Here is a 21,747-nt window from a genome sequence, read left to right on the forward strand (position 1 = left end):
ATCCACTTCGCTCGAAAACGCTCTGTTCGGAGTTGATGATGTCCCGCCCCGTGCCGAACCCCGGCATCCTCGATATTGCGCCCTACACGCCCGGCAAGAGCCCGGTGCCGGAACCGGGCCGCAAGGTGTTCAAGCTGTCCGCCAACGAGACGCCGTTCGGGCCATCTCCGAAGGCGATCGCGGCCTACAAGGCCGCGGCTGACCATCTCGAGGACTATCCGGAGGGCACCTCGCGCGTGCTGCGCGAGGCGATCGGCCGCGCCTACGGGCTTGATCCCGACCGCATCATCTGCGGCGCCGGCTCCGACGAAATCCTCAACCTGCTGGCGCACACCTATCTCGCCCCCGGCGACGAGGCGATCTCGACCACCCACGGCTTCCTGGTCTACCCGATCGCCACCATGGCGAACGGCGCCAGGAACGTGATCGCGGCCGAGACCAACTTTACCGCCGACGTCGACGCCATTCTCAAGGTGGTGACGCCGAAGACCAAGCTGGTGTGGCTCGCCAACCCGAACAATCCGACCGGCACCTATATCCCGTTCGACGAGGTCAAGCGGCTGCGCGCCGCGCTGCCCTCGCATGTGCTGCTGGTGCTCGATGCCGCCTATGCCGACTATGTCTCGCGCAACGACTACGAGCTCGGCATCGAGCTGGTCGCGACCACAGACAACACGGTGGTGACGCACACCTTCTCGAAGATCCACGGCCTTGCGGCGCTGCGGATCGGCTGGATGTTCGGGCCGGCGCATATCGTCGATGCCTGCAACCGCATCCGCGGTCCGTTCAACGTCACGACGCCGGCGATGCTGGCGGCGGTGGCGGCGATCGAGGACACCGCGCATGTGCAGAAGTCGCGGACCCACACCGAACAATGGCGCAACTGGCTGACCGAGGAGATCGGCAAGCTCGGGCTGAAGGTGACGCCGAGCGTCGCCAATTTCGTGCTCATCCATTTCCCGACCGACACGGGCAAGACCGCGGCGGAAGCCGACGCCTATCTCACGCGGCGCGGCCTCGTGCTGCGCGCACTCAACAATTACAAGCTGCCGCATGCGCTGCGCATGACCATTGGCACCGAGGAGGCCAACCGCCTCGTGGTCGAGGGGCTGCGCGACTTCCTGGCCGGAAAGTGACATCGTGACCACCGCTCCGCTCTTCAAACGCATCGCGCTGATCGGCTTCGGTCTGATCGGCGGCTCGATCGCGCGCGGCGCGCGCGCGCAGGGGCTGGTCGGCGAGATCGTGACCACCGCGCGCTCGGAGAAGACGCGTGCGCGCGTCGCCGAGCTCGGGATCGTCGATCGCGTCGTCGAGACCAACATCGAGGCGGTGAAGGACGCCGACCTCGTCATCCTTTGCATCCCGGTCGGCGCCTGCGGTCCGGTCGCCGCCGAGATCGCCCCGCATCTGAAGCCCGGCGCCATCATCTCCGACGTCGGCTCGGTGAAGGGCGCCGTCGTCAAGGACATGGCGCCGCATCTGCCTGACGGCGTCCACTTCGTCCCGGCGCATCCGGTGGCCGGCACCGAGCATTCGGGGCCGGATTCCGGCTTCGCCGAGCTGTTCATCAACCGCTGGTGCATCCTCACCCCGCCCGAAGGCACCGATCCCGCGGCGACCGACCGATTGCGCACGTTCTGGGCCGCGCTCGGCGCCAAGGTCGAGATCATGACGCCCGACCATCATGACCTCGTGCTCGCGATCACCAGCCATCTGCCGCATCTGATCGCCTACACCATCGTCGGCACCGCCGACGAGCTGGCGCAGGTGACGGAATCCGAGGTCATCAAATTCTCCGCCGGCGGCTTCCGCGACTTCACCCGCATCGCTGCCTCGGACCCGACGATGTGGCGCGACGTGTTCCTCGCCAACAAGGACGCCGTGCTCGAGATGCTCGGCACCTTCAACGAGGATCTGTCGAAGCTGACCCGCGCGATCCGGCGCGGCGACGGCGAAGCGCTGTTCGACCACTTCACCCGCACCCGGGCCATCCGCCGCGGCATCGTCGAGACCGGCCAGGACTCCGCCGCACCCGACTTCGGCCGGCCGCATGCGAATTTGAAGACGTAAGCGGGACGACTTCTCTCCATTCGTCGTCCCGGCGAAAGCCGGGACCCATACTCCGCGGCGGGTGTGGTTGACGGGACTCGTCGTCCCAGCATCGCGCAACAATGACCAGCTGTGGTTATGGGTCCCGGCTTTCGCCGGGACGACACCGAGTGTGTTGCGCTGCTTGTGGGTCACACGTCCGCATTCTCGCGACATGAATCGCTGATTGCCCGTCGGATTGTGTCGCCGCAGGGCCGACCCACCTACCGGCGGACGGAGCGAGCTGATAGCCTCCAGCAGGAAAGCCGGCGCGGCGCTGATGACAGGGAGCGATCAGATGATACTCAGTCCGGATCATGTGACTATCGCAGTGGCAGATGCCGGCCCGGCGATCGAATTCTTCGCACTGCTCGGCTTCAAGAAGACTCACGTCGCGACCATCGACGGCGGCGTTCCCGCCCGGTACATGGGCATGCCGGCCATGAAGGCGCAGCACATCACCCTCGCACTCGAGGGAGCGGATTTCGAAATCCAGCTGCTTCAGTTCGACCCGCCCCCGGGGACCGATCCGGGGGTGCACTCGACCAATCTGCGAAAGCTGGGCTTCAATCACCTCGCCTTCCGCGTCGACGACATCGAGGCAGCCACCGCGCACCTGGCGGCCAACGGTGTCACCATGCTAAGCGAGGAGATGGACTACATCAGCCGGAAGCTCCGGCTGTTCGAGGGCCCAGAGGGCATCACCTTCGAGTTGGTCCAGCGGGACGCCTGAGACTACGCTGGCCAGGGCCGTTTGCATTGCCCCAAGCGGCGCGGAATGATGTCGGCTTTTGACCCGAGCGGACCCGATCTTCGGCTAGCCCGGGCCAATATCCCGCCCCATTATCACGAGACCTCGGGCGCGCTATCATCCGGCCATTCTTTAGACAAGACTGAAGGGAGTGCTGGAGGCTGATCGCCCCTGACGGATAGCCGAGTCGGCACTCTTGGGTGACATTGGACGGAAAGGGAAACGTCAATGAACTCCACGCCCACTCCGAACCCAGTTGGATCGAACGATAGCCCGAGCGCGCGCGCCGACGAAAGACTCGCGGAAGCCCAAAAGCAGATTGCGCGCGCCGATGAAGAACTCACGCGCTTGAGTGAACAGCTCGCGAGAATGGAGCGCGATGCCGCGTCTCCCCCTTCGGCGCAGCCAAACCCGCCCTCGGTCGGACCTAACCCTGCTTCTTCCGGGCCGAGCCCTGCTTCTTCCGTACCTGGCTCGCAATCGCCGCCCGGAAGACCGGTATTCCGAGCGCTCACCGCCTTGTCGGCGGCAGCATGTATCGTGGTCGCTGCCCTGGCTTTGCAATCGTCATATGGCGGGGAAGCCAAGCTGCTTGTCGCTCGTTGGGCGCCGCAGCTCGTTTCAACTCCATCATCGCCGCCCGATGATCCGCAGCTTCCGGCGCAGTCCGCTCCACCTGCCGTTCAGGTCGCCGCGGCAGACGCCGCTCCGCCCCAAGCGACGCCGTCGGCTCAGACCGCACCACCGCAGGACGCCGCGCCGACAGCCAACACAGCCCTGCCCGATCAGACGCAGCTGTTGCAAACGATCGCGCGCGACCTCGCGAATGTTGAGCGAAATATTGAGCAACTAAAGGCGAACCAGCAACAGATGGCCCGCGAGAGCTCCAAGGCCATTGAGGAACTCAAGGCGAGCCAGGAAGAAATGAAACGGGCGCTCGCGAAGGTTTCCGAGCCGAAGGCGTCACCGCCTCCGGCACAGCCGGCTCCGGCCGCGCGCAAGCCCGAGCGGACGTCTATCCCGCCCTACGCAAGAGCGCGGCCTCGAATTCCGAGGGAGTGGTTCTACGACGAATGGTGACCGCCGATCCAGCCATCCTTCAGTTCCGGATCGCTTCAAGCCGGCGGCAGGCCGAGTGACTGCGCGGCCTCCATCCAGACCGGCAATTCGCGCTGATACAGCGCATTGCTGTCCTTGAAGCCGATCGCGGGCTCCAGCACGAAGGTCGCGAGCACCTCCTTCACCTTCGGATCGCTATTGGCGGCGACGCAAATCTCCGACAGCCGATCGACGATCGGCTGCGGCGTCGCCTTCGGCAGCGCCCAGCCCGAGAAGCCGCTCACGGTGAAGAACTTCGACGTCGCGCCCTGCTCGGGCAGCGTCGTGATCTCGGGAATCGCGTCGACCTTCTTCGAATGCACGGCGAACGCGACACCCCGGTTGCTCTGCAGGACGGTTTGCGCGGCGGTGTAGCTGCCCATCGCGACATCGAGCGTGCCTTCCGCGAGCCCGGTCCACATCGGTGCCTCGCCGCGATAGTGGATCGGCTCGATGGTGAGGCCATACTGCTTGTTGAGCTCGTTGATCGTCATGTGCGGCGCGGAGCCCGCGCTGTAGGTGCCGAAATTCACCTTGCCGCTACTGCGCGCATAGGCGACGAATTCCGCCAGTGTCTTGACGCCCAATTTCGGGCTCGCGACCAGCAGCAGCCCGGCGCCCGGGATCACGCTGACCAGCGTCAGATCCTTGTCCATGTCGTAGCCGGGGTTCTTCATCATCGCGCGGTTCATCACGTAAGTGGTCGAGATCGAGCACAGGATGGTGTGACCGTCAGGCGCGGCGCGCGCCACCTCGGCGGCGCCGATCGAGCCCGAGGCACCCGCCTTGTTCTCGATGACGACGGTTTGCCCGACTTGCCTTGCGATGAATTCGCCGAAGGCCCGCGCCAAAAGATCGGTCTGCCCGCCGGCGGGATAGCTGCAGATCATGCGGATTTGCCGCGAGGGCCAGGCGGCTTGCGCCGAGGCGCCGCGCGGCAGGAAGGGCATCGCGGCGGCCGCCGCTCCGGCAGCGATGACGTGACGGCGACTGAATTTCGCTGGCATTGAAGTCCCTCCCCGATTTTTTGGTGAGGGTATCGCATCGGCCGATCGCAGCTACGGGACAGATTGGCGCAGCGGGGAAATGTGGCAGCGGAAGGCTGCGACGCATTGATCGAGGCAAGGCGCGCAATGGTGTCAGCCCCGTCATCCTAAGAGTCTGACTCATAAATCACCCAACCTTAGCTGCAGCCGCGAGTCTGCGGGTCAGGAGCCTGATGTGTGCAATCAGCAGCCAGGCAGCTTCGGTTGCCACCGTCGCCTCGAAGTCCTTGGCGAGGCGGCGGCATCTGCCGAACCAAGCGAATGTGCGTTCAACCACCCACCGCTTCGGCAGAAGCTGGAAGCCTTTGACGCCTTGAGGCCGCTCGACGATCTCGACAGTCCATGGACCGCAGTCTGAGAGCGCGTCGAGGAGTTGATTTCCGCGGTAGACCCGGTCGGCAAAGACGTGGCGCAGCCGGGGGAAGTTCATCCGCACGTTCTTCAGCAGCGGTACGGCGCCATGGCAGTCCTGAACGTTGGCCGGATGAACATGAACCCCGAGGAGGAGGCCATTGGTATCCGTCACGATATGCCGCTTGCGGCCGTAGATGCGCTTGCCTGCATCGTAGCCGCGCGGTCCGCCAGCTTGCGTGGTCGGCGCACTTTGACTGTCGATCACGGCTGCCGTCGGCTTCGGTGTCCGTCCAAGCTTTTTTCGCGCCCGTCGGACAAGCACGCTGACAATCCTCTGCCACCGGCCTGTATCCCGCCATCTATAAAAATAGCCCTGCACCGTCGAATAGGGCGGGAACTCCTGCGGCAACGCCCGCCACTGGCAGCCGGTCGAAACGATATAGAGGATCGCTTCGATCACACGACGCAGCTCCGTCTTACGCGGCCGGCCGCGCCGGTTCGCTCGCGGCAACAGGCGTCTGATCAGCGCCCACTCCGCATCGGTCATATCGCTTGCATAACGCAGATCGTCCCGCCGATATTGCTCCCGAGTGATCTTGGTCCAGGGCATCGTGCTCTCCCTCGAATCTTTGCAAATCCGATGGAATCACACCCCACTGAGATCACTCACCCATTTTTCAGTCAGGCTCTAAGGTGCGAGCACAGCGGCGCAACTTCGCCGCTACGCGAGCCTCGAAGGATGCACGGCCGCAGCCGGGCCGCCGCCCTTCGAGGGCCGCCGAAGAGGCGGCCACCTCAGGGTGACGGAGTGAGAGGGCGATCGTTCGAATCGCGACGGCGCTCACCGCCGCAGCCGTTGATCCCGGATCGGCCCCGCCGATAGCGCGGCGGCCTTCTGCGCCGGCCGCTGACGGCCGACGAGGCCGGCGGTCGCCAGCATGACGCCGCCGCCGAACCACCACGAGCCGATCACGAACTCCCAGGCGCGCGGCGGAATCTCGTCGAACACGATGCCGTAGACCGACACCAGCGCAGCCAGCGCGGCGAGGAAGATGCCGCCCGCGCTCATCAGTTCGACGGCATCGATGCGACCCGTGCCGCGCATCGCGGGCTTGGGAATATCGATTCCGAGATAGAAGCCGGCGGCGCCGATCACGATCGTCGTAGCGATGAAGATCAGCGTGCCGAAGACAGCGACATGGCCCTTGGCGAGCTGGGCGGCGACGAAGGTGCCGGCCATGGCACCGGCCATCGCGAGGCCAGTTCGCTGCAGCACATGCGCGGCGCGGCTGACCATCATCAATTCGCGCGCGATCACGGCCCTCTGCTTCGGTCTGGTCACGATCCTCATCTGACCTCTCCTTCATCACTGGTGATGAATCTAGACTGAGACGGCACCGCGAACTCGATTCACCTCTCCCCACCGGGGAGAGGTGAACTGCCGTTGTCGCTCCAGCTCAACCTGATCTCGTCGCGCCCTAGAACGGGTAGTAGCGGATCTGGGTCATGACGATGTGGTCGTCGGTCTTCGGCGCGCCGCCAACACCCTGGAAGGCGAAGCGCTGGGTGTAGGAATATTGCGCGCCGGCCTTGATGGTGCCGTAGGAGCCCTTGAAGATCGTGTCGTAGAAGCCCGCGGTGTACTGCCTCACCTCCGAAGTGTTGCCGTTGCAGGTCGCGGCCGGCGAGTTCTCGATGTTGCAGCCGAGGTTGTTGTAGAGCGGATTGCCGTAGCCGAACGGCACCGTGCCGACATTGGAGAAGGTCGCCGTGGTCTTTTCGAGCCCGGCATAGGCGTAGAGATCGAGCGACGGCGTCGTGTGCCAGACCGAGCCGACCAGGAAGGCCGTGATCGGCAGCGGCTGGATCGATCCGTCCTGGCGCACGGTTGCATCCGGGAATGGCGTTGCGGTGAAGCGGCCCAGCGCACCGTAGGAGGCGGAGGCCTGCACCTCGAGCAGCTTCGGCACGATCTCGGCCGAGAGGTGGCCGCCGAAGCTGACCGTGTTGACGTCGTGATTGGCGAAGTTGAAGCGATCATAGAAGTCGCGGTAGAGCGCCCACGCCTCGACATGCAGCTTGTAGGGCCCGAGCCGCGGATCCCACGCGCCCTTCACGGTGAAATCCGGAACGTGGTTGAGGCTGACATTGTTCAGGCTGTTGAAGAAGCTGCCGCCCGGACCGGTGAGATTGACCAGCAGATTCGGATTGAGCACGCCCTGCGGGCCAACCGCCGGCGTGCCGACCAGCGGGTTGTTGCCGCCGAAAAAGGATGTCTGCGGGTTCTCCGCCGAGACCGCGAGCTTGAACTCCGGCCCGATGTCCTGCCAGACCCGGACGCCCGGTTGACGCGCGCCGAGGAAGCCCGGCACCAGTTCGAAATCGATCACGCCCGGCGTATCGGCGCCTCGCGGATCGATGCCCGCCTTGCTCGGCGTGTTCAGCGACCATGATTGGCCGGCGAGGACATGCAAGCCGAGATCGCTGCGGTCGATCTCGATGCTGGCCTGCCGCAGCCGCGGATTGAACGAATTGGTCGCGACCGAATTGGCGGTCTGCGCCGCGCCCTCGAAATCGAGCTCGCCATAGCCGGCGACGTGAATGTTCTCCGTGGCGTTGGCTTCGGCGAGCACCGAGAAGCGGGTCTGGCGCGCGGTGAAGCGCGACTCGCCGGTGTTGTAGTTCTTGCTCTGCGGGAACGGGATGAAGTTGTAGACCGAGCCCGAATCGGAGGCGAGGTTGCGGCTGCGATAGATGCCGGTGAGATCGACCCAGCCGCCGAAGGTGAAGGTGACGCCCTTGTAGCAGAGCTTGCCCGATGCGCAGGGATCGAACGGCACCGGCGCCTTCGCCGTCATCTGCGCGTTCTGAATTGCGTTCTGTCTTGCGGCCAGCGCCTCCTCCTTGCGCGCCTGCGTCTCCATTTTCTGCTCGAGCTGCTTGAGCCGTGCCTTCAGCGCACGCAGCTCGGACGCATCGTCCTCCGCCAACGCCGGACCTGCCGACAGCAGCATGCTGCCGAGCAGAATTCCCCCGAGAATTCGCATCGCTTCTCCTCCACACGAGGTTGCTTCCTCAGGCGAGAGAGAGCGGTACTCGGGGAGTGATATTCGCGCCGGGGCGCATTATTCCGGTCACGTTTTTCTCATCGCGGCGGCGGGAATAGATTGCCGCGACGGACGATATCGCGCGCGAGGAACGCCCTGGGTGGAGGCGTAACAACACCGGCCGCGATTTCGAATTGTGTTCGGGCGAAGGTTTTCAACCTGCCACGGACATTGGATCGACGGAGGACTGCAACATGATCGGTGAAGTCATTGTCGTTGGAGACTTGAAGTTACGGGAGAACGCCCCGCTCGACGAATACAACCGGCTCGGCGAACGCATGTACGACATTGTCAGCCGCCTTCCGGGATTCCTGTCGGTGAAATCATTCAGGGCGGCGGATGGCGAGGAGCTCACCCTGTTTCGCTTTGCTTCGGAGGAGGCGCTCGAAGCCTGGCGCAATCATCCCGACCATGTTGAAACCATGAGGCGAGGACATGCCGAGTTCTACGCCAGCGGCTTCCTGCAGATCTGCAAGGTGATCCGCGAGATCGGCCCGTTTGAGCACGCCTGACAGTACGTGGGCGAGCTCGCGCCAGCGCAATCCGCCGCGGCTCAGAACAGCGGCGGAATCTGCGCGACTTTCAGCGGCCCCAAGAACACCGCGCCGTCGGCGAAGCGCAGCGGGAAGCTGCGCGCCTTCTTGCCTTCGAGGATAGCCTCAGTGCCGAGCGAATTGATGCCGGCGGAAATGCCGGCATTGGCGTTCTGCTTGATCACCTTGCCGAGGCCGGGGATGGCGCGATCCAGCGCGCCGAAGAGATTGCTGAGGTCCTGGCTCTTCACGCCGGGCGCGACGCGATCAAGCGTTGACTGCGGCACGCCCTCCTCCAGCATCTTGTCGATGCCGAGCGCGGGGATGACGCGCTCGAGGCCGGCGACCGTCATCTGCAATTCGCCCTCGATGCGCCCCTGCGCGTTGAGGCGCAGCGTGCCGGCCGCGACCGACAGCACATCGCCCTGCTCGATCCGCGACTGCTGGATCTCGACGCTGCCGCCGGCGGCCTGGATCTCGCGGAAGCGATCCGGCCAGGGTTTCGGCGAGAAATCCTTCAGGCCATTGAGCCGCGCATGGATGTCGGCGTTGAACGGCTGGGCGAGCAGCGGATGCACCTCCTGCAAGGTGCCGCCGGCAATCTGCAGCACGGCCTCGATCGCCGGACTGTCCGGCGCCGAGCCATCGACCTGCCTGCCGTGCAGCTCGATGTGATTGACCCGCGCCAGCGGCGCCGGCGCCGCGCCGCCGGTGCGGTCGATGGCGAGATCGTCGAACACCAGCGAGGCGCGCTGCGGCGGCGCCGGCAGGCCGACCACGCTGCTGCGTGCCTTGCTCCAGCTCACCGACAGCGTCGGCTGCGCGCCGCGCTCGGCGATCGTGGCCGGTCCCTTGAACTCCGCGATCACGAGCTTGGGATCGTAGACCTGCGCCACGACCAGGATCTCGGCGAGCCGCGCCACGAACGCCATCTGCGGCGCGGCGGTCTGCGAGACCAGCATCACGCTCGGATCGGTGCAGCGGACTTCGAACCGGAACGGGTAGCCCGCCACCGAACGGTCGCCGCAATCGTAGACCCGTCCGGCCTTCGCCTCCTGCGCGCGCCAGGCATCGGCCTGCACGCCGACCTGCGAGGCGGCGAAGAACCAGAAGCCGCTCCATGCGACCGCGGCGATCAGGACCGCGACGGGGACGGCATAAAGGCCGAAGCGCGAGCGGCGGCGGGGGGCGGAGGTCTGATCCGACATGCAGGTCCTTTGGCGGGCGAATTTGTCAAAATCTAAGCGGCCGCGGGCCTTGAACAAGCCCCGAGCAACCTTTGAGCGAGCCTTCAGCAAGCCTTGGAAACATCACGGAATCCGCTTCGCTTCGACGGCCCGTTCTGCTAGCCCATCAGCGCGATGTCAGCAAATCCTCCCCATTCCGAAACCGACGGCGACCTCTGGGTGTTCGGCTATGGCTCACTGATGTGGAAGCCGGGCTTCGAGTTCCTGGAACAGGTGCCGGCGCGGCTGATCGGCGAGCATCGCGCGCTCTGCGTTTATTCGTTCGACCACCGCGGCACGCCGGAGAAGCCGGGCCTGGTGCTCGGGCTCGACCGCGGCGGCGCCTGCCGCGGCATCGCGTTCCGCGTCGCCGCCCGCCTGCGCCACGACACCATCGCCTATTTGCGCGGACGCGAGCAGACCACCAACGTCTATCGCGAGGTGATGCGCTCGGTGTGGCTGGAGAATGCGGCGCGCGAGCGCATCTCTGCGCTGGCCTATGTGGTCGATCGCGGCCATGTGCAATATGCCGGGCGGCTGTCGCTCGCCGAGCAGCAGCGGCTGGTGCTGCAGGGCCACGGCCGCTCCGGCAACAACCGCGACTATGTGCTCTCGACAGTGGCCTCGATCGAGAAGCAGGGCTTTCGCGACACGCAGCTGCACCAGCTAGCGACGATGCTGCATGATGCCCACGCGGCGCGTCACCCGCTGCAGGATGCCCGGGATGCGTAAGGCTGCGTCGCGAGGCTCTACTTAGTTCGCTTGGCCAGCCGTCGTTTAACGACCTCGCCGAGCGGACTATCCGGCGACTTGCGGAATGCCTTGAGCTTCTTCATTTGGCCTTTGCGCAGTGCTTGCGACTGCGCTTCGCCACCATCATCGATCAGCCTTTGTAAACGGGTTGTTGCCAGATCCGCGTTTTTCGGTGTGCGGCGCGGTGCATCCGGCAAATCGCGGCGGCGGTATGGCGGCGCCCTGTGACATTTAGGCTTTTGCATCGCGGCGCGGACGGATAGAAGCTGATCCGCAAACAGCGCTCGCAAATTCGATGAACCTCTCCGCCCCCTTTGTCCGACGGCCGGTCGGCACCACGCTGCTGTCGCTTGGCCTCGTGGTGGCGGGCATCATTGCGTTCTTCAAGCTGCCGGTGTCGCCGCTGCCCGACGTCGACATCCCGACCATCATGGTGCAGGCGACGCTGCCCGGCGCCAGCCCGGCCGACGTCGCCTCCACGGTGGCAAGCCCGCTCGAGCGCCATCTCGGCCAGATCGCCAGCGTCACCGAAATGACGTCGGTGTCCTCGCTCGGCTCCGCGCGCATCACGCTGCAGTTCGACATCGACCGCGACATCAACGGCGCCGCGCGCGACGTGCAGGCGGCGATCAACGCGGCGCGCGCCGACCTGCCGACCAATCTGCGCGCCAATCCGACCTACCGCAAGTTCAACCCGGCCTCGGCGCCGATCCTGATCTACACCTTGACCTCGGACACGTTGACGCCGGCCGAGCTCTATGACGCCGCCTCCACCGTGCTGGCGCAGAAGCTGTCGCAGGTCGAAGGCGTCGGCGAAGTCTCGGTCGGCGGCGGCTCGCTGCCGGCGGTGCGCGTCGAGCTGATCCCGCCGGCGCTGTACAAATACGGCATCGGGCTCGAGGACGTCCGCGCCGCGCTCAGTAGCGCCAATGCGCACAGCCCGAAGGGCGGCATCGACGTCGGCAACCAGCGCTACCAGATCTACGCCAACGACCAGGCCCGCAAGGCGGCCGACTACAGGCCGCTGGTCGTCGCCTACCGCAACGGCGCGGCGGTGCGCCTGACCGATGTCGGCGACGTGATCGATTCCGTCGAGAATGTGCGCACGCTCGGCCTTTCCAACGGCAAGCCGGCCGTCGTGATGATCGTGTACCGGCAGCCGGGCGCCAACATCATCAAGATGGTCGACACCGTGAAAGGGCTGATGCCGCAGCTGAAGGCCTCGGTCTCGCCCGCGGTCGACATCACCCTCGCGATGGACCGCTCGAAGACGATCCGGGCCTCGCTGCACGACGTCGAGATCACGCTGTTGATCGCGGTGGCCCTGGTGATCCTGGTGGTGTTCGCCTTCCTGCGCAATGCGCGGGCGACGCTGGTCCCGGTGGTGGCGGTCGGCGTGTCGCTGATCGCGACCTTCGCCGTGATGTATTTGCTCGGCTACACGCTCGACATCTTCTCGCTGATGGCGCTGACGGTGGCGACCGGCTTCGTGGTCGACGACGCCATCGTGGTGCTGGAGAACATCACCCGCCACATGGACGCCGGGCTGTCGCGGCTCGAGGCCACGCTGGTCGGCACCCGCGAGGTCGGCTTCACGGTGCTGTCGATGAGCGTGTCGCTGATCGCGGTGTTCGTGCCGATCCTGCTGATGGGCGGGCTGGTCGGCCGCCTGTTCCGCGAATTCGCCATGACCATCACGATCGCGATCGTGATCTCGCTGGTGGTCTCGCTGACCACGACGCCGATGATGTGCGCGGTGCTGCTGCGCAAGGAGGAGGGCCGGCCGCACGGCCGGATCTACCGGATCAGCGAGCGCATCTTCGAGCTGATGCTGAACGGCTACCGCGCGACGCTCGGACTCGCGCTGCGCCATCCGCTCCTGGTGATGCTGATCCTCGGCTCGACGCTCTATTTGAACTTCCATCTCTACAAGGTGGTGCCCAAGGGCTTCGTGCCGCAGCAGGACACCGGATTGCTGGTCGGCTCGATCCAGGCCGACCAGAGCACCTCGTTCCAGCTGATGCAGCAGAAGCTGACCCAGTTCATCGACATCGTGAAGTCGGATCCGGCGGTCGACACCGCGGTCGGCTTCACCGGCGGCGGCGGCGTCGGTCCCGGCGGCACCAACACCGGCACCGTGTTCGCCTCGCTGAAGCCGATGGACGAGCGCCGGCTGCGCGCCGACAAGGTGATCGAGCGGCTGCGCGGACCGCTGGCAAGCGTCGCGGGCGCCACGCTGTTCCTGCAATCGATCGGCGACCTCGGCGCCGGCGGGCGCTCGGGCAACGCGGCGTACCAGTACACGCTGAAGGGCTCGACCTTCGAGGAGCTGAACGAGTGGACACCAAAGCTCGTCGCGGCATTGCAGAAGGAGCCGACGCTCGCCGACGTCAACAGCGACCAGCAGAACAAGGCGCTGCAAGCCAATCTGATCATCGATCGCGACGCCGCCTCCCGGCTCGGCATCACGGTCAGCCAGCTCGACAACACGCTCTATGACGCGTTCGGGCAGCGCCAGGTCTCGACCATCTTCGTCGCGCGCAACCAGTATCATGTGATCATGGAGGTCGCGCCGCGCTTCTCGCAGGACCCGCAAACCCTGAAGGAGGTCTATATCTCGACCTCGGGCGGCTCGGCGAGCGGCACGCAGAGCACCAATGCGGTGGCTGGCACGGTGGCCTCGTCCTCGCAAAAAAGCTCGGTCAGCGCGGTCGCCGCCAATGTGGTGCGCAACCAGGCCACCAATTCGATCGGTGCCACCGGCAAGGGCGTCGCCTCGACCGGTACCGCGGTCTCCACCAGCGCGGAGACCATGATCCCGCTGTCGAGCGTCGCGCGCTTCGAGCACGGCGAGACGCCGCTCTCCGTCAATCATCAGGATCTCCTGGTCTCCAGCACCATCTCGTTCAACCTGCCGCCGGGCGTCTCGCTGAGCACGGCCACCACCACGATCGAGAACGCGATGCACGCGCTCGGCATGCCCGCGGGCATTTCCGGCGGGTTTGCGGGCTCCGCGAAAATCTTCCAGCAGGCGCTGGCGAACGAGCTGTTCCTGATCCTCGCCGCGCTGGCGACGATCTACATCTCGCTCGGCATGCTCTACGAGAGCTACATCCACCCGCTGACCATCCTCTCCACTTTGCCCTCGGCAGGCGTCGGCGCGGTGGCGGCCTTGATGCTGTCGCACACCGATTTCGACGTCATCGGCATGATCGGGGTGATCCTCTTGGTCGGCATCGTGAAGAAGAACGCCATCATGATGATCGACTTCGCGCTCGATGCCGAGCGCCAGCGCGGGCTGTCGTCGCGCGATGCGATCTACGAAGCCTGCCTGATGCGGTTCCGCCCGATCATGATGACGACCCTCGCCGCCTTGTTCGGCGCGGTGCCGCTGATGATCGGTCTCGGCGAAGGCAGCGAGCTGCGTCAGCCGCTTGGCATCGCGATCTTCGGCGGGTTGATCCTGAGCCAGATCCTGACGCTCTACACGACGCCGGTGGTCTATCTCTATCTCGACCGCGCGAGGCTGTGGACCCAGCGCCGCCGCGCCGCGCGCCGCGCACGCCGGGCAGCGGCATCAAGCGCCGCCGGTCGTTGACAGACCGGTATCGATGTTGCCAACCTTGCGCCGTGAGCGGACGCAAGGAACCGATCTGTGACTCTCGCACCTGATATCGCCGCGTCGCGCTGGTTCAACACCAGCGAGTCGCTGACCCTGGCTGGGCTGCGCGGCCGGCCGGTCCTGCTGCACGCGTTCCAGATGCTGTGCCCCGGCTGCGTCGCGCACGGCACGCCGCAGACCCAGCGCGCGTTCGAGCTGTTCAAGCATTCCGACCTGCAGGTGATCGGGCTGCACACCGTATTCGAGCACCACGCGGCGATGACGGAGGTGTCGCTGGAAGCCTTCATCCACGAGTACCGGCTGACCTTCCCGATCGGCGTCGACGAGGCCGGCGAAGGCACGCCGATCCCGGTCACCATGCAGCGCTACGGCATGCAGGGAACGCCGACCAGCATCCTGATCGGCCGCGACGGCAACATCGTGCATCATGGCTTCGGACAGCAGAGCGACATGGCGCTCGGCGCGATCATCGCGGCCGAGCTTGCCGCGCCGCATGGCCGATAGCGGCCCGCCCCGGCTGCAACCCGGCTCACGCGACTGCGTTATGACGGCGTCGCGCAATGCGTGATAGCGTTCCGCCAACCAGAACCATCGCCTTGCGGGAGGATGTCATGAAAACCTATCAGCTTTACATCAACGGCCAGTATGTCGACCCCGCCAATGGCGAATGGTTCGACAGCATCGATCCCTATCGCGGCGAGGCCTGGGCAAAGATTCCGCGCGGCACCGCCGCCGACGCCGACAAGGCGGTGAAGGCCGCCAATGAGGCGATGTGGCGCGGCCCCTGGGCGAAGATGACGGCCTCCGCGCGCGGCAAGGTGATGCGCAAGCTCGGCGACCTCGTCGCGGCCAATGCCGAGCGCCTTGCCGAGATCGAGGTGCGCGACAACGGCAAGCTGATGGCCGAGATGCTCGGCCAGCTGCGCTACCATCCGGAGTGGTGGTGGTATTTCGGCGGGCTCGTCGACAAGCTCGAGGGCGGCCTGGTGCCGATCGACAAGGCGGAGACCTTCGCCTACACGACCCATGAGCCGGTCGGCGTCGTCGCGGCGCTGACCGCCTGGAATTCGCCGCTGCTGTTCGTCGCCTGGAAATGCGCCGCCGCGCTCGCCGCCGGTTGCGCCGTGGTCGTCAAGCCGTCGGAATTCACCTCGGCCAGCACGCTGGAATTCGCCGCGCTGACCAAGGAGGCCGGAATTCCCGACGGCATCTTCAACGTGGTGACCGGCTTCGGTCCCGAGGCCGGCTCCGCGCTGATCGCCCATCCGGGCGTCGCCAAGATCACCTTCACCGGATCGGACACGACCGGCGCAAAGGTCTACGAGACCGCGGCCAAGAGCCTGAAGCGCGTCTCGCTCGAGCTCGGCGGCAAGTCGCCCAACATCGTGTTCGAGGACGCCGACCTCACCGCCGCCGCGGCCGGCGCGATCTCCGGCATCTTCGCCGCCACGGGGCAGACCTGCATCGCTGGATCGCGCCTTCTGGTGCAGAGCTCGATCAAGGAGAAGTTCGTCGCGCGGGTGCTGGAGCTGGCAAAGTCCGCCAAGATCGGCGATCCCATGCAGTCAGACACCAATGTCGGCCCGATCACGACGCCGGCGCAGTACAAGAAGGTGCTCGACTATATCGACATCGCGAAAGCCGAGGGCGCGCGCTGCCTGCTCGGCGGCAAGCCGGCCTCCGGCGACGGCATCAAGGGCGGCCAGTTCGTCGAGCCGACCATCTTCACCGACGTCGACAACACCATGCGGATCGCGCGCGAGGAGGTGTTCGGGCCGGTGCTGTCGATCATCTCCTTCGACACCGAGGAGGATGCCATCCGGATCGCCAACGACACGATCTACGGCCTTGCCGCCGGGATCTGGACCAAGGATCTCGCGCGCGCCATCCGCGTGCCGAAGCAACTGCGCGCCGGCACCGTGTGGGTGAACACCTACCGGGCCATCAGCTACATGATGCCGTTCGGCGGCATGAAGCACTCCGGCGTCGGCCGCGAAAGCGGCATCGACGCGGTCCGCGAATATCAGGAGACCAAGAGCGTCTGGATCTCGACCGCGACGGACGTGCCGGCCAATCCGTTCGTGATGCGGTGAGTTTTCCGCACTGACATCGCTTGCTTCACCGCTCCCGGACGGACAGCGGTACGACGGCACCCGCGCGCCGAGCTGTCGCACTTGACGTGCAGGGTGGAGCAGCGATCATCAGCCCCACGGCACACGCCGAAGAGCGTGGCCGATACTTGGGGAGATTCGCCATGACGTTTCGTTACTCACGCGCAGTGTTCTGCGCGCTGATGCTCGCCACCGCCCAACCTGCCCTCGCCGACAAGAAATACGGCCCCGGTGTCACCGATACCGAGGTGAAGATCGGCCAGACCATGCCCTATAGCGGCCCGGCGTCCGCCTACGGCACCCAGGGGCGTCTCGAAGAGGCCTACTACGCGATGATCAACGCGAAGGGCGGCGTGAACGGCCGAAAGATCAAGCTGATTTCACTGGACGACGCCTATTCGCCGCCGAAGACCGTGGAGCAGACGCGACGCCTCGTCGAACAGGACGAGGTGCTGGCAATCATCGGTACCATCGGCACACCGACCAATTCAGCGATCCAGAAGTATCTGAACCAGAAGAAGGTCCCGCAGATCTTCATTTCGACGGGCGCGGCAAAATGGGACGACCCGAAGAACTTCCCGTGGACCACCCAGCTTTATCCACCCTACCAGATGGAGGGCATGATCTTCGCCAAATATCTGTTGAAGAACAAGCCCGACGCGAAGCTCGGCGTGTTCTCCCAGAACGATGATGCCGGAAAGGATTACGTCAAGGGGCTGAAGGATGGCCTCGGCGACAAGGCGAAGACGATGATCGTGAAGGAAGTGACCTACGAGGTTTCCGATCCGACGGTCGATTCGCAGATCGTCTCCCTGAAAGCCTCCGGCGCCGACACGCTGTTCACGATGGCGACGCCCAAGTTCGGCGCGCAGGCTATACGCAAGGTCTACGAGCTCGGATGGAAACCGCTGAACTACGTGGTCAGCGTCTCCTCATCGATCAAGGGCGTCATGGAGCCGGCCGGCATCGAAGCTTCGAAGGGATTGTTGACCGCGCTCGCGTTCAAGACGCCGACCGATCCCACCTGGGAGAGCGCGGCCGACGTGAAGGAGTTCAAGGAGTTCCTGGCAAAGTGGTACCCGCAAGGCGACATCGCCGACGGCAGCAACGTCACCGGCTACATCTCGGCCTATATGACGGTGAAGGTCATCGAGATGTGCGGCGATGATCTGACGCGCGAGAATTTGCTGAAGCAGGCAACCAACCTCAACAAGGTGGTTGCGCCGTTGCTGCTGCCCGGCATCGCTATCTCGACGCGGCCGGACCGCTATGCGCCGTTCACGCAGATGCAGATCGCAACGTTCGACGGCAAGAGTTGGGTGCCGCAAGGCGAGACCTTCAACACCGACGCGGCGGCCGGTCAGTGATGGCGACGCCTTTCGCGATACGGTAACTCTCCGCATCGTCATGAGCCGGGCAGCCGCCCGAAGGACGGCATCGCTTCGGCTTGCCTGTGCCCGGCCATCCACCGTCTTGCTTCAGGCCGAACCAAAAACGAGGATGCCCGGGACAAGCCCGGGCATGACGATTTCTGAAGGGACCGACGAAACCGCGGGCACGAAATTCCCGGCAGCAACCGCACCAGGGCTTGTGCTGCGCCCTACCCTTTCGCCGCGTTCGGCACACCGCCGAACAATTTCGCCTGCTCGGCGCGGCCGGCCTCGATGATGCGGGTGGTGGCGGTTTCGATCTGGTCGCGCAGGCGAGCCATGAACTCGTCGCGCGGCAATCCCGGCGGCAGCGGATCGAGGAATTCGACCACCAGCGTCCCCGGATAGCGCATGAAGGTGCGGCGCGGCCAGAACAGCCCGGAATTGAGCGCGATCGGCAGGCACGGCACGCCGCTCTCGGCATAGATCTGCGCGACGCCGGCCTTGTAGTTCGGCGCGGCACCGGGCGCGGTGCGGGTGCCCTCGGGAAAGATCACAAGTTGGCGGCCGAGCTTCACCTCGGCCGCTGCGCGCTTCAGCGTCTTGATCAGCGAGCGCGGGCCGCCGCCGCGCTCGACCGAGATCATGCCGACCTTCTTGAGGTACCAGCCGAACACCGGGATCATCATCAGCTCGCGCTTCAGGATGAACAGCGGATGCTCGAAGAAGCGCACCAGCGCGAAGGTCTCCCAGAACGACTGGTGCTTCGAGGCGACCACCAGCGGCCCGCTCGGAATCTTCTCGATCCCGCGAAACTCGATCCTGATGTTGCAGATCACGCGCATCAGGAACAGGCTGATGTTGGCCCACGCGGCTTCAAGCGCCATCAACGCCCCCCGCGGCAGCAGCAGCGCCGGCAGCGCGATGATGCAGATCGCCACCAGCACGAGATAGAACAGCACGTTGAAGATCAGCGAGCGCAGGAAGATCGAAGTCATGCTCAACGACTATCCTCTGTGAAATCATCAGTCATTCCGGGGCGCGAAGCGAACCCGGAATCTCGAGATTCCGGATATGGTGCTGGCGCACCATTCCGGAATGACGGTGCCTGATACATCAATTCGCCAGCGCCGTCGCCGGGCGGCGCGGCGCGGCAGCCGGCTCGGCGAGATCGGAGGTCAGGTCGAGGCCGAGACCGGCCAGCCGCACCCGCATCTCCGCGGCGACATATTTGGCGTATTCCGATAGCAAGAGACGGAACGTCGCGCCACTCGTCCACCACGGCTCATCGCGCCATTTGTCGCCGACCACGGCGAACGGGATCAGCGTCACGTCGGGCATCGCATGTGACAGTTCCACGATCGCCCGCGGCATATGGTAGTTCGAGGTCACGACGATCAGCGACTTGAAGCCGCGCTCGCGCGCCCAGCGCCGCGTCTCCGCCGCGTTGCTGCGGGTGTTCAGCGCCGAGCGGTCGAGATCGACGCAGCAGCTCATCAGCCCCTTGCTGTCCGGCACAGAGCGGGAAATGTCGCTGGCGTCGTTGGTCGGATGCACGCCCGAGATCAGCAAACGCTTGCCGTAGCCGGCAGCCAACAGTTCCATGGCGTCGGACACCCGCGACGAGCCGCCGGTCAGCACCACGATGCCGTCGGCATTTTGTGGCGGGTCGGTCTCGACGCCGCGCAATTGCGAGAGGAAGCCGACAAAGCCGACCGCCGCGGCGACGAAGGCAAGCGCCAGCGGCGCGACGATGACGGCGCGCAGCCAGCCGCGCGGGCGCGCGGCAAAGCCATTCGGCGACGTATCGTCGGACTGCAAACTCATGTGATGCGGTTATCCTTCCCCCCGGGCGATTTTAAAGCATGATCCGGAAAAGTGGAAACCGGTTTTCCCCGGGACCAGGGCCGCGTGCATGCGCGCGAATTCACACTTGGGCGACGAAATGCAATCACGAGGCGGCGCCGTGATTTCGAGTTTCGCGGCGCCGTCAGTCGATGTCATCGAGCGTGGCAAACAGGGTGCGGCGCGATGCCCACGCGGTGATCGCCGCGATCAGCACTGCCTGCATCGCCAGCACCAGATAGCCGGACGGGCGCAGCGAGAACGTGCCGAGCAGGGCCGCGAACTGGTCGCCTACCGGCGTGCCGGAGAACCAGTTGGCGATCGACTCGGAGAAGCCGAACGCCAACATCGCCGCACCGCCGCCGATCAGCCCGCCTTCGAGGCCGAGCCGAAGGAAATGCCGCAGGAAGCGGTTGGCGATGAAGCTGTCGCCGGCGCCGACGAAATGCAGCACCTCGACGATCGGGCGGTTGGCGGCCATCGCGCCGCGGGTCGCGAACGACACCGAGATGATGGTTGCGATGATCACGAGGATGAGGATGCCGACGCCGGCGAACGTCGTGGCGCCGGTCATCGAGCGCATGCGCTCGATCCAGGCGCGGTGATCGTCGACGCTTGCGGTCGGCGCCGCCTGCGTCACCCGCGCGCGTAAGCCGGCGAGATCGAGCGTGGTGCCGGGCTGCACCCGCGCCACGATGACGCGCGGCACCGGCAGTTCGTCGATCGAGAGCCCGCTGCCGAGCCACGGCTCCAGCAGCTTGGCGGATTCCTCCCTGCTGAACGGACGGACCTCGAGAATGCCGGGCTGCGCCCGCATCGCGTCCACCGCGGCCTGCGCGTCGCGATCGAGGTCGCGGCCCGGCGAGGGGCGCACCTGGATGGTGATCTCGCTCGATACTTCCGACTGCCATTCGGCGGCTGACGCGCTGACCAGCAGCACGGTGCCTGTCGTCAGCGAGGCGAGGAAGGTCATGATCGCGACGACCGCGACCAGCGCACGGCCCGAGATCGAGGCACGCGGCACAATCGGCGACATGTTGCGCGCGGTGGCCGGGACCTGCGGGCGTTCGCGCCCGAGATCGACCAACGATACTTTCTCGTCGCCGCCTCTATTCATAGATGTGCAGCCGTCCCTGATGCAGCACCAGCCGCCTCGCCTCGTATTGATCCATCAGCGTGATGTCGTGGGTCGCTATGATGACCGCGGTGCCGGATTTGTTGAGCTCGATGAACAGCCGCAGCAGGCGGCGCCCGAGCGTCGGATCGACGCTGCCGGTCGGCTCGTCCGCCAACAGCAGTTGCGGCCGCGAGATCACCGCGCGCGCGATCGCGGCGCGCTGCTTCTCGCCGCCCGACAGGATCGGCGGCAGCGCATCCATGCGCTCGCCGAGGCCGACCCATTTCAAGAGATCGATCACCTCGCGGCGATAGCTCGATTCCTCGCGGCCCATCACGCGGAACGGCAGCGCGACGTTCTCATAGGTGGTCATGTGATCGAGCAGGCGAAAATCCTGCAGCACGATGCCGATCCGCTTGCGCAGGTCCGCGATCTGATCCTTGCTCAGCAGCGAGACGTCCTTGCCGAACAGATTGACCAGCCCGCGGGTCGGCCGCAACGACAGGAACAACAGCCGCAGCAGCGAGGTCTTGCCCGCGCCCGACGGCCCGGTGAGGAACTGGAACGAGTGCGCCGGGATCATGAACGAGAGGTCGCGCAAAATCTCCGGGCCGAGCCCGTAGCGCAGACCGACATTTTCGAACCGAACCAATGCGCTAGCTCCGTTCGAGAGGGCCGATGGCCCAATACCCCACACCGACGGCGAAGACGGCCCGAACCCCG

20 protein-coding genes are annotated in these 21,747 nt (G+C 65.4%); 10 read left to right on the plus strand and 10 right to left on the minus strand.

All coding sequences use genetic code 11. The features are described 5' to 3' along the window. Positions 1-38: 38 nt before the first annotated feature. The 4 genes from hisC to ACVIHF_RS30365 all read left to right on the plus strand — a co-directional run bounded on the left by hisC (position 39) and on the right by ACVIHF_RS30365 (position 3,922). Positions 39-1,136 carry a histidinol-phosphate transaminase gene (gene hisC / locus ACVIHF_RS30350; RefSeq protein WP_456778856.1) on the plus strand — a complete coding sequence of 366 codons (1,098 nt, stop codon included), beginning with the start codon at positions 39-41 and terminating at the stop codon, positions 1,134-1,136. A 4-nt stretch (positions 1,137-1,140) separates the two neighbouring features. Then, positions 1,141-2,073, plus strand: a complete 933-nt coding sequence (locus ACVIHF_RS30355; RefSeq protein WP_310881274.1) for a prephenate/arogenate dehydrogenase family protein — start codon at positions 1,141-1,143, stop codon at positions 2,071-2,073. A gap of 316 nt (positions 2,074-2,389) precedes the next feature. Next, positions 2,390-2,824, plus strand: a complete 435-nt coding sequence (locus ACVIHF_RS30360; RefSeq protein WP_456792992.1) for a VOC family protein — start codon at positions 2,390-2,392, stop codon at positions 2,822-2,824. Positions 2,825-3,070: 246 nt separating this feature from the next. After that, entirely contained in the window at positions 3,071-3,922 is an 852-nt protein-coding gene (locus ACVIHF_RS30365; protein WP_456792993.1) for a hypothetical protein, read from the plus strand. Between the two features lie 35 nt (positions 3,923-3,957). Here the strand turns inward: ACVIHF_RS30365 and ACVIHF_RS30370 are convergent, their stop codons facing one another. The 4 genes from ACVIHF_RS30370 to ACVIHF_RS30385 all read right to left on the minus strand — a co-directional run bounded on the left by ACVIHF_RS30370 (position 3,958) and on the right by ACVIHF_RS30385 (position 8,387). Further along, the gene (locus ACVIHF_RS30370) at positions 3,958-4,947 is read right to left on the minus strand and encodes a Bug family tripartite tricarboxylate transporter substrate binding protein (RefSeq protein WP_456778854.1); all 990 of its coding nucleotides are present in this window, start codon (positions 4,945-4,947) and stop codon (positions 3,958-3,960) included. 166 nt (positions 4,948-5,113) lie between these two features. Continuing rightward, positions 5,114-5,950, minus strand: a complete 837-nt coding sequence (locus ACVIHF_RS30375; protein ID WP_456779300.1) for an IS5 family transposase — start codon at positions 5,948-5,950, stop codon at positions 5,114-5,116. A 231-nt stretch (positions 5,951-6,181) separates the two neighbouring features. Continuing rightward, positions 6,182-6,691: a hypothetical protein gene (locus ACVIHF_RS30380; RefSeq protein ID WP_310881271.1), complete on the minus strand. Its 510-nt coding sequence runs from the start codon at positions 6,689-6,691 to the stop codon at positions 6,182-6,184. A gap of 127 nt (positions 6,692-6,818) precedes the next feature. Continuing rightward, positions 6,819-8,387, minus strand: coding sequence for a hypothetical protein (locus ACVIHF_RS30385; protein ID WP_456778853.1), 1,569 nt, complete (start codon positions 8,385-8,387; stop codon positions 6,819-6,821). Positions 8,388-8,641: 254 nt separating this feature from the next. Here ACVIHF_RS30385 and ACVIHF_RS30390 point away from each other — a divergent pair, with 254 nt between their 5' ends. Next, entirely contained in the window at positions 8,642-8,959 is a 318-nt protein-coding gene (locus ACVIHF_RS30390; protein WP_456778852.1) for an antibiotic biosynthesis monooxygenase family protein, read from the plus strand. A gap of 41 nt (positions 8,960-9,000) precedes the next feature. Here ACVIHF_RS30390 and ACVIHF_RS30395 read toward each other — a convergent pair whose 3' ends face one another. After that, complete coding sequence (locus ACVIHF_RS30395; protein ID WP_456778851.1) at positions 9,001-10,188, minus strand: DUF2125 domain-containing protein; 1,188 nt, start codon at positions 10,186-10,188, stop codon at positions 9,001-9,003. Positions 10,189-10,341: 153 nt separating this feature from the next. Here ACVIHF_RS30395 and ACVIHF_RS30400 point away from each other — a divergent pair, with 153 nt between their 5' ends. Next, on the plus strand, positions 10,342-10,938 hold the full coding sequence (locus ACVIHF_RS30400; protein WP_456792994.1) for a gamma-glutamylcyclotransferase: 597 nt from the start codon (positions 10,342-10,344) through the stop codon (positions 10,936-10,938). Between the two features lie 17 nt (positions 10,939-10,955). On the opposite strand, the gene ACVIHF_RS30405 is transcribed toward ACVIHF_RS30400, so the two are convergent. After that, on the minus strand, positions 10,956-11,249 hold the full coding sequence (locus ACVIHF_RS30405; protein WP_168857839.1) for a hypothetical protein: 294 nt from the start codon (positions 11,247-11,249) through the stop codon (positions 10,956-10,958). 5 nt (positions 11,250-11,254) lie between these two features. On the opposite strand from ACVIHF_RS30405, the gene ACVIHF_RS30410 reads away from it, so the two are divergent. From ACVIHF_RS30410 to ACVIHF_RS30425, 4 genes are all read left to right on the plus strand, one after another. Beyond that, positions 11,255-14,557 (plus strand): efflux RND transporter permease subunit, encoded by a 3,303-nt coding sequence (locus tag ACVIHF_RS30410; protein WP_456778850.1) that lies wholly within the window; start codon positions 11,255-11,257, stop codon positions 14,555-14,557. Positions 14,558-14,614: 57 nt separating this feature from the next. Beyond that, a complete protein-coding gene (locus ACVIHF_RS30415; protein ID WP_456778849.1) occupies positions 14,615-15,085 on the plus strand; it encodes a peroxiredoxin family protein in 471 nt (156 codons plus the stop codon). 107 nt (positions 15,086-15,192) lie between these two features. After that, on the plus strand, positions 15,193-16,674 hold the full coding sequence (locus ACVIHF_RS30420; protein ID WP_456778848.1) for an aldehyde dehydrogenase: 1,482 nt from the start codon (positions 15,193-15,195) through the stop codon (positions 16,672-16,674). A 161-nt stretch (positions 16,675-16,835) separates the two neighbouring features. Then, complete coding sequence (locus ACVIHF_RS30425) at positions 16,836-18,059, plus strand: ABC transporter substrate-binding protein (protein WP_316398642.1); 1,224 nt, start codon at positions 16,836-16,838, stop codon at positions 18,057-18,059. Between the two features lie 233 nt (positions 18,060-18,292). Here ACVIHF_RS30425 and ACVIHF_RS30430 read toward each other — a convergent pair whose 3' ends face one another. The 4 genes from ACVIHF_RS30430 to ftsE form a co-directional block, all read right to left on the minus strand. Further along, complete coding sequence (locus tag ACVIHF_RS30430; protein ID WP_456792995.1) at positions 18,293-19,060, minus strand: lysophospholipid acyltransferase family protein; 768 nt, start codon at positions 19,058-19,060, stop codon at positions 18,293-18,295. A gap of 118 nt (positions 19,061-19,178) precedes the next feature. After that, the gene (locus tag ACVIHF_RS30435) at positions 19,179-19,889 is read right to left on the minus strand and encodes an ElyC/SanA/YdcF family protein (RefSeq protein WP_438075177.1); all 711 of its coding nucleotides are present in this window, start codon (positions 19,887-19,889) and stop codon (positions 19,179-19,181) included. 163 nt (positions 19,890-20,052) lie between these two features. Continuing rightward, positions 20,053-21,024: a cell division protein FtsX gene (locus ACVIHF_RS30440; protein ID WP_456778844.1), complete on the minus strand. Its 972-nt coding sequence runs from the start codon at positions 21,022-21,024 to the stop codon at positions 20,053-20,055. Continuing rightward, on the minus strand, positions 21,017-21,676 hold the full coding sequence (ftsE, locus tag ACVIHF_RS30445) for a cell division ATP-binding protein FtsE (RefSeq protein ID WP_076865300.1): 660 nt from the start codon (positions 21,674-21,676) through the stop codon (positions 21,017-21,019). The genes ACVIHF_RS30440 and ftsE overlap by 8 nt, the downstream gene beginning before the upstream one ends. Positions 21,677-21,747: the final 71 nt, after the last annotated feature.

This window comes from Bradyrhizobium sp. USDA 4506, assembly GCF_054058795.1.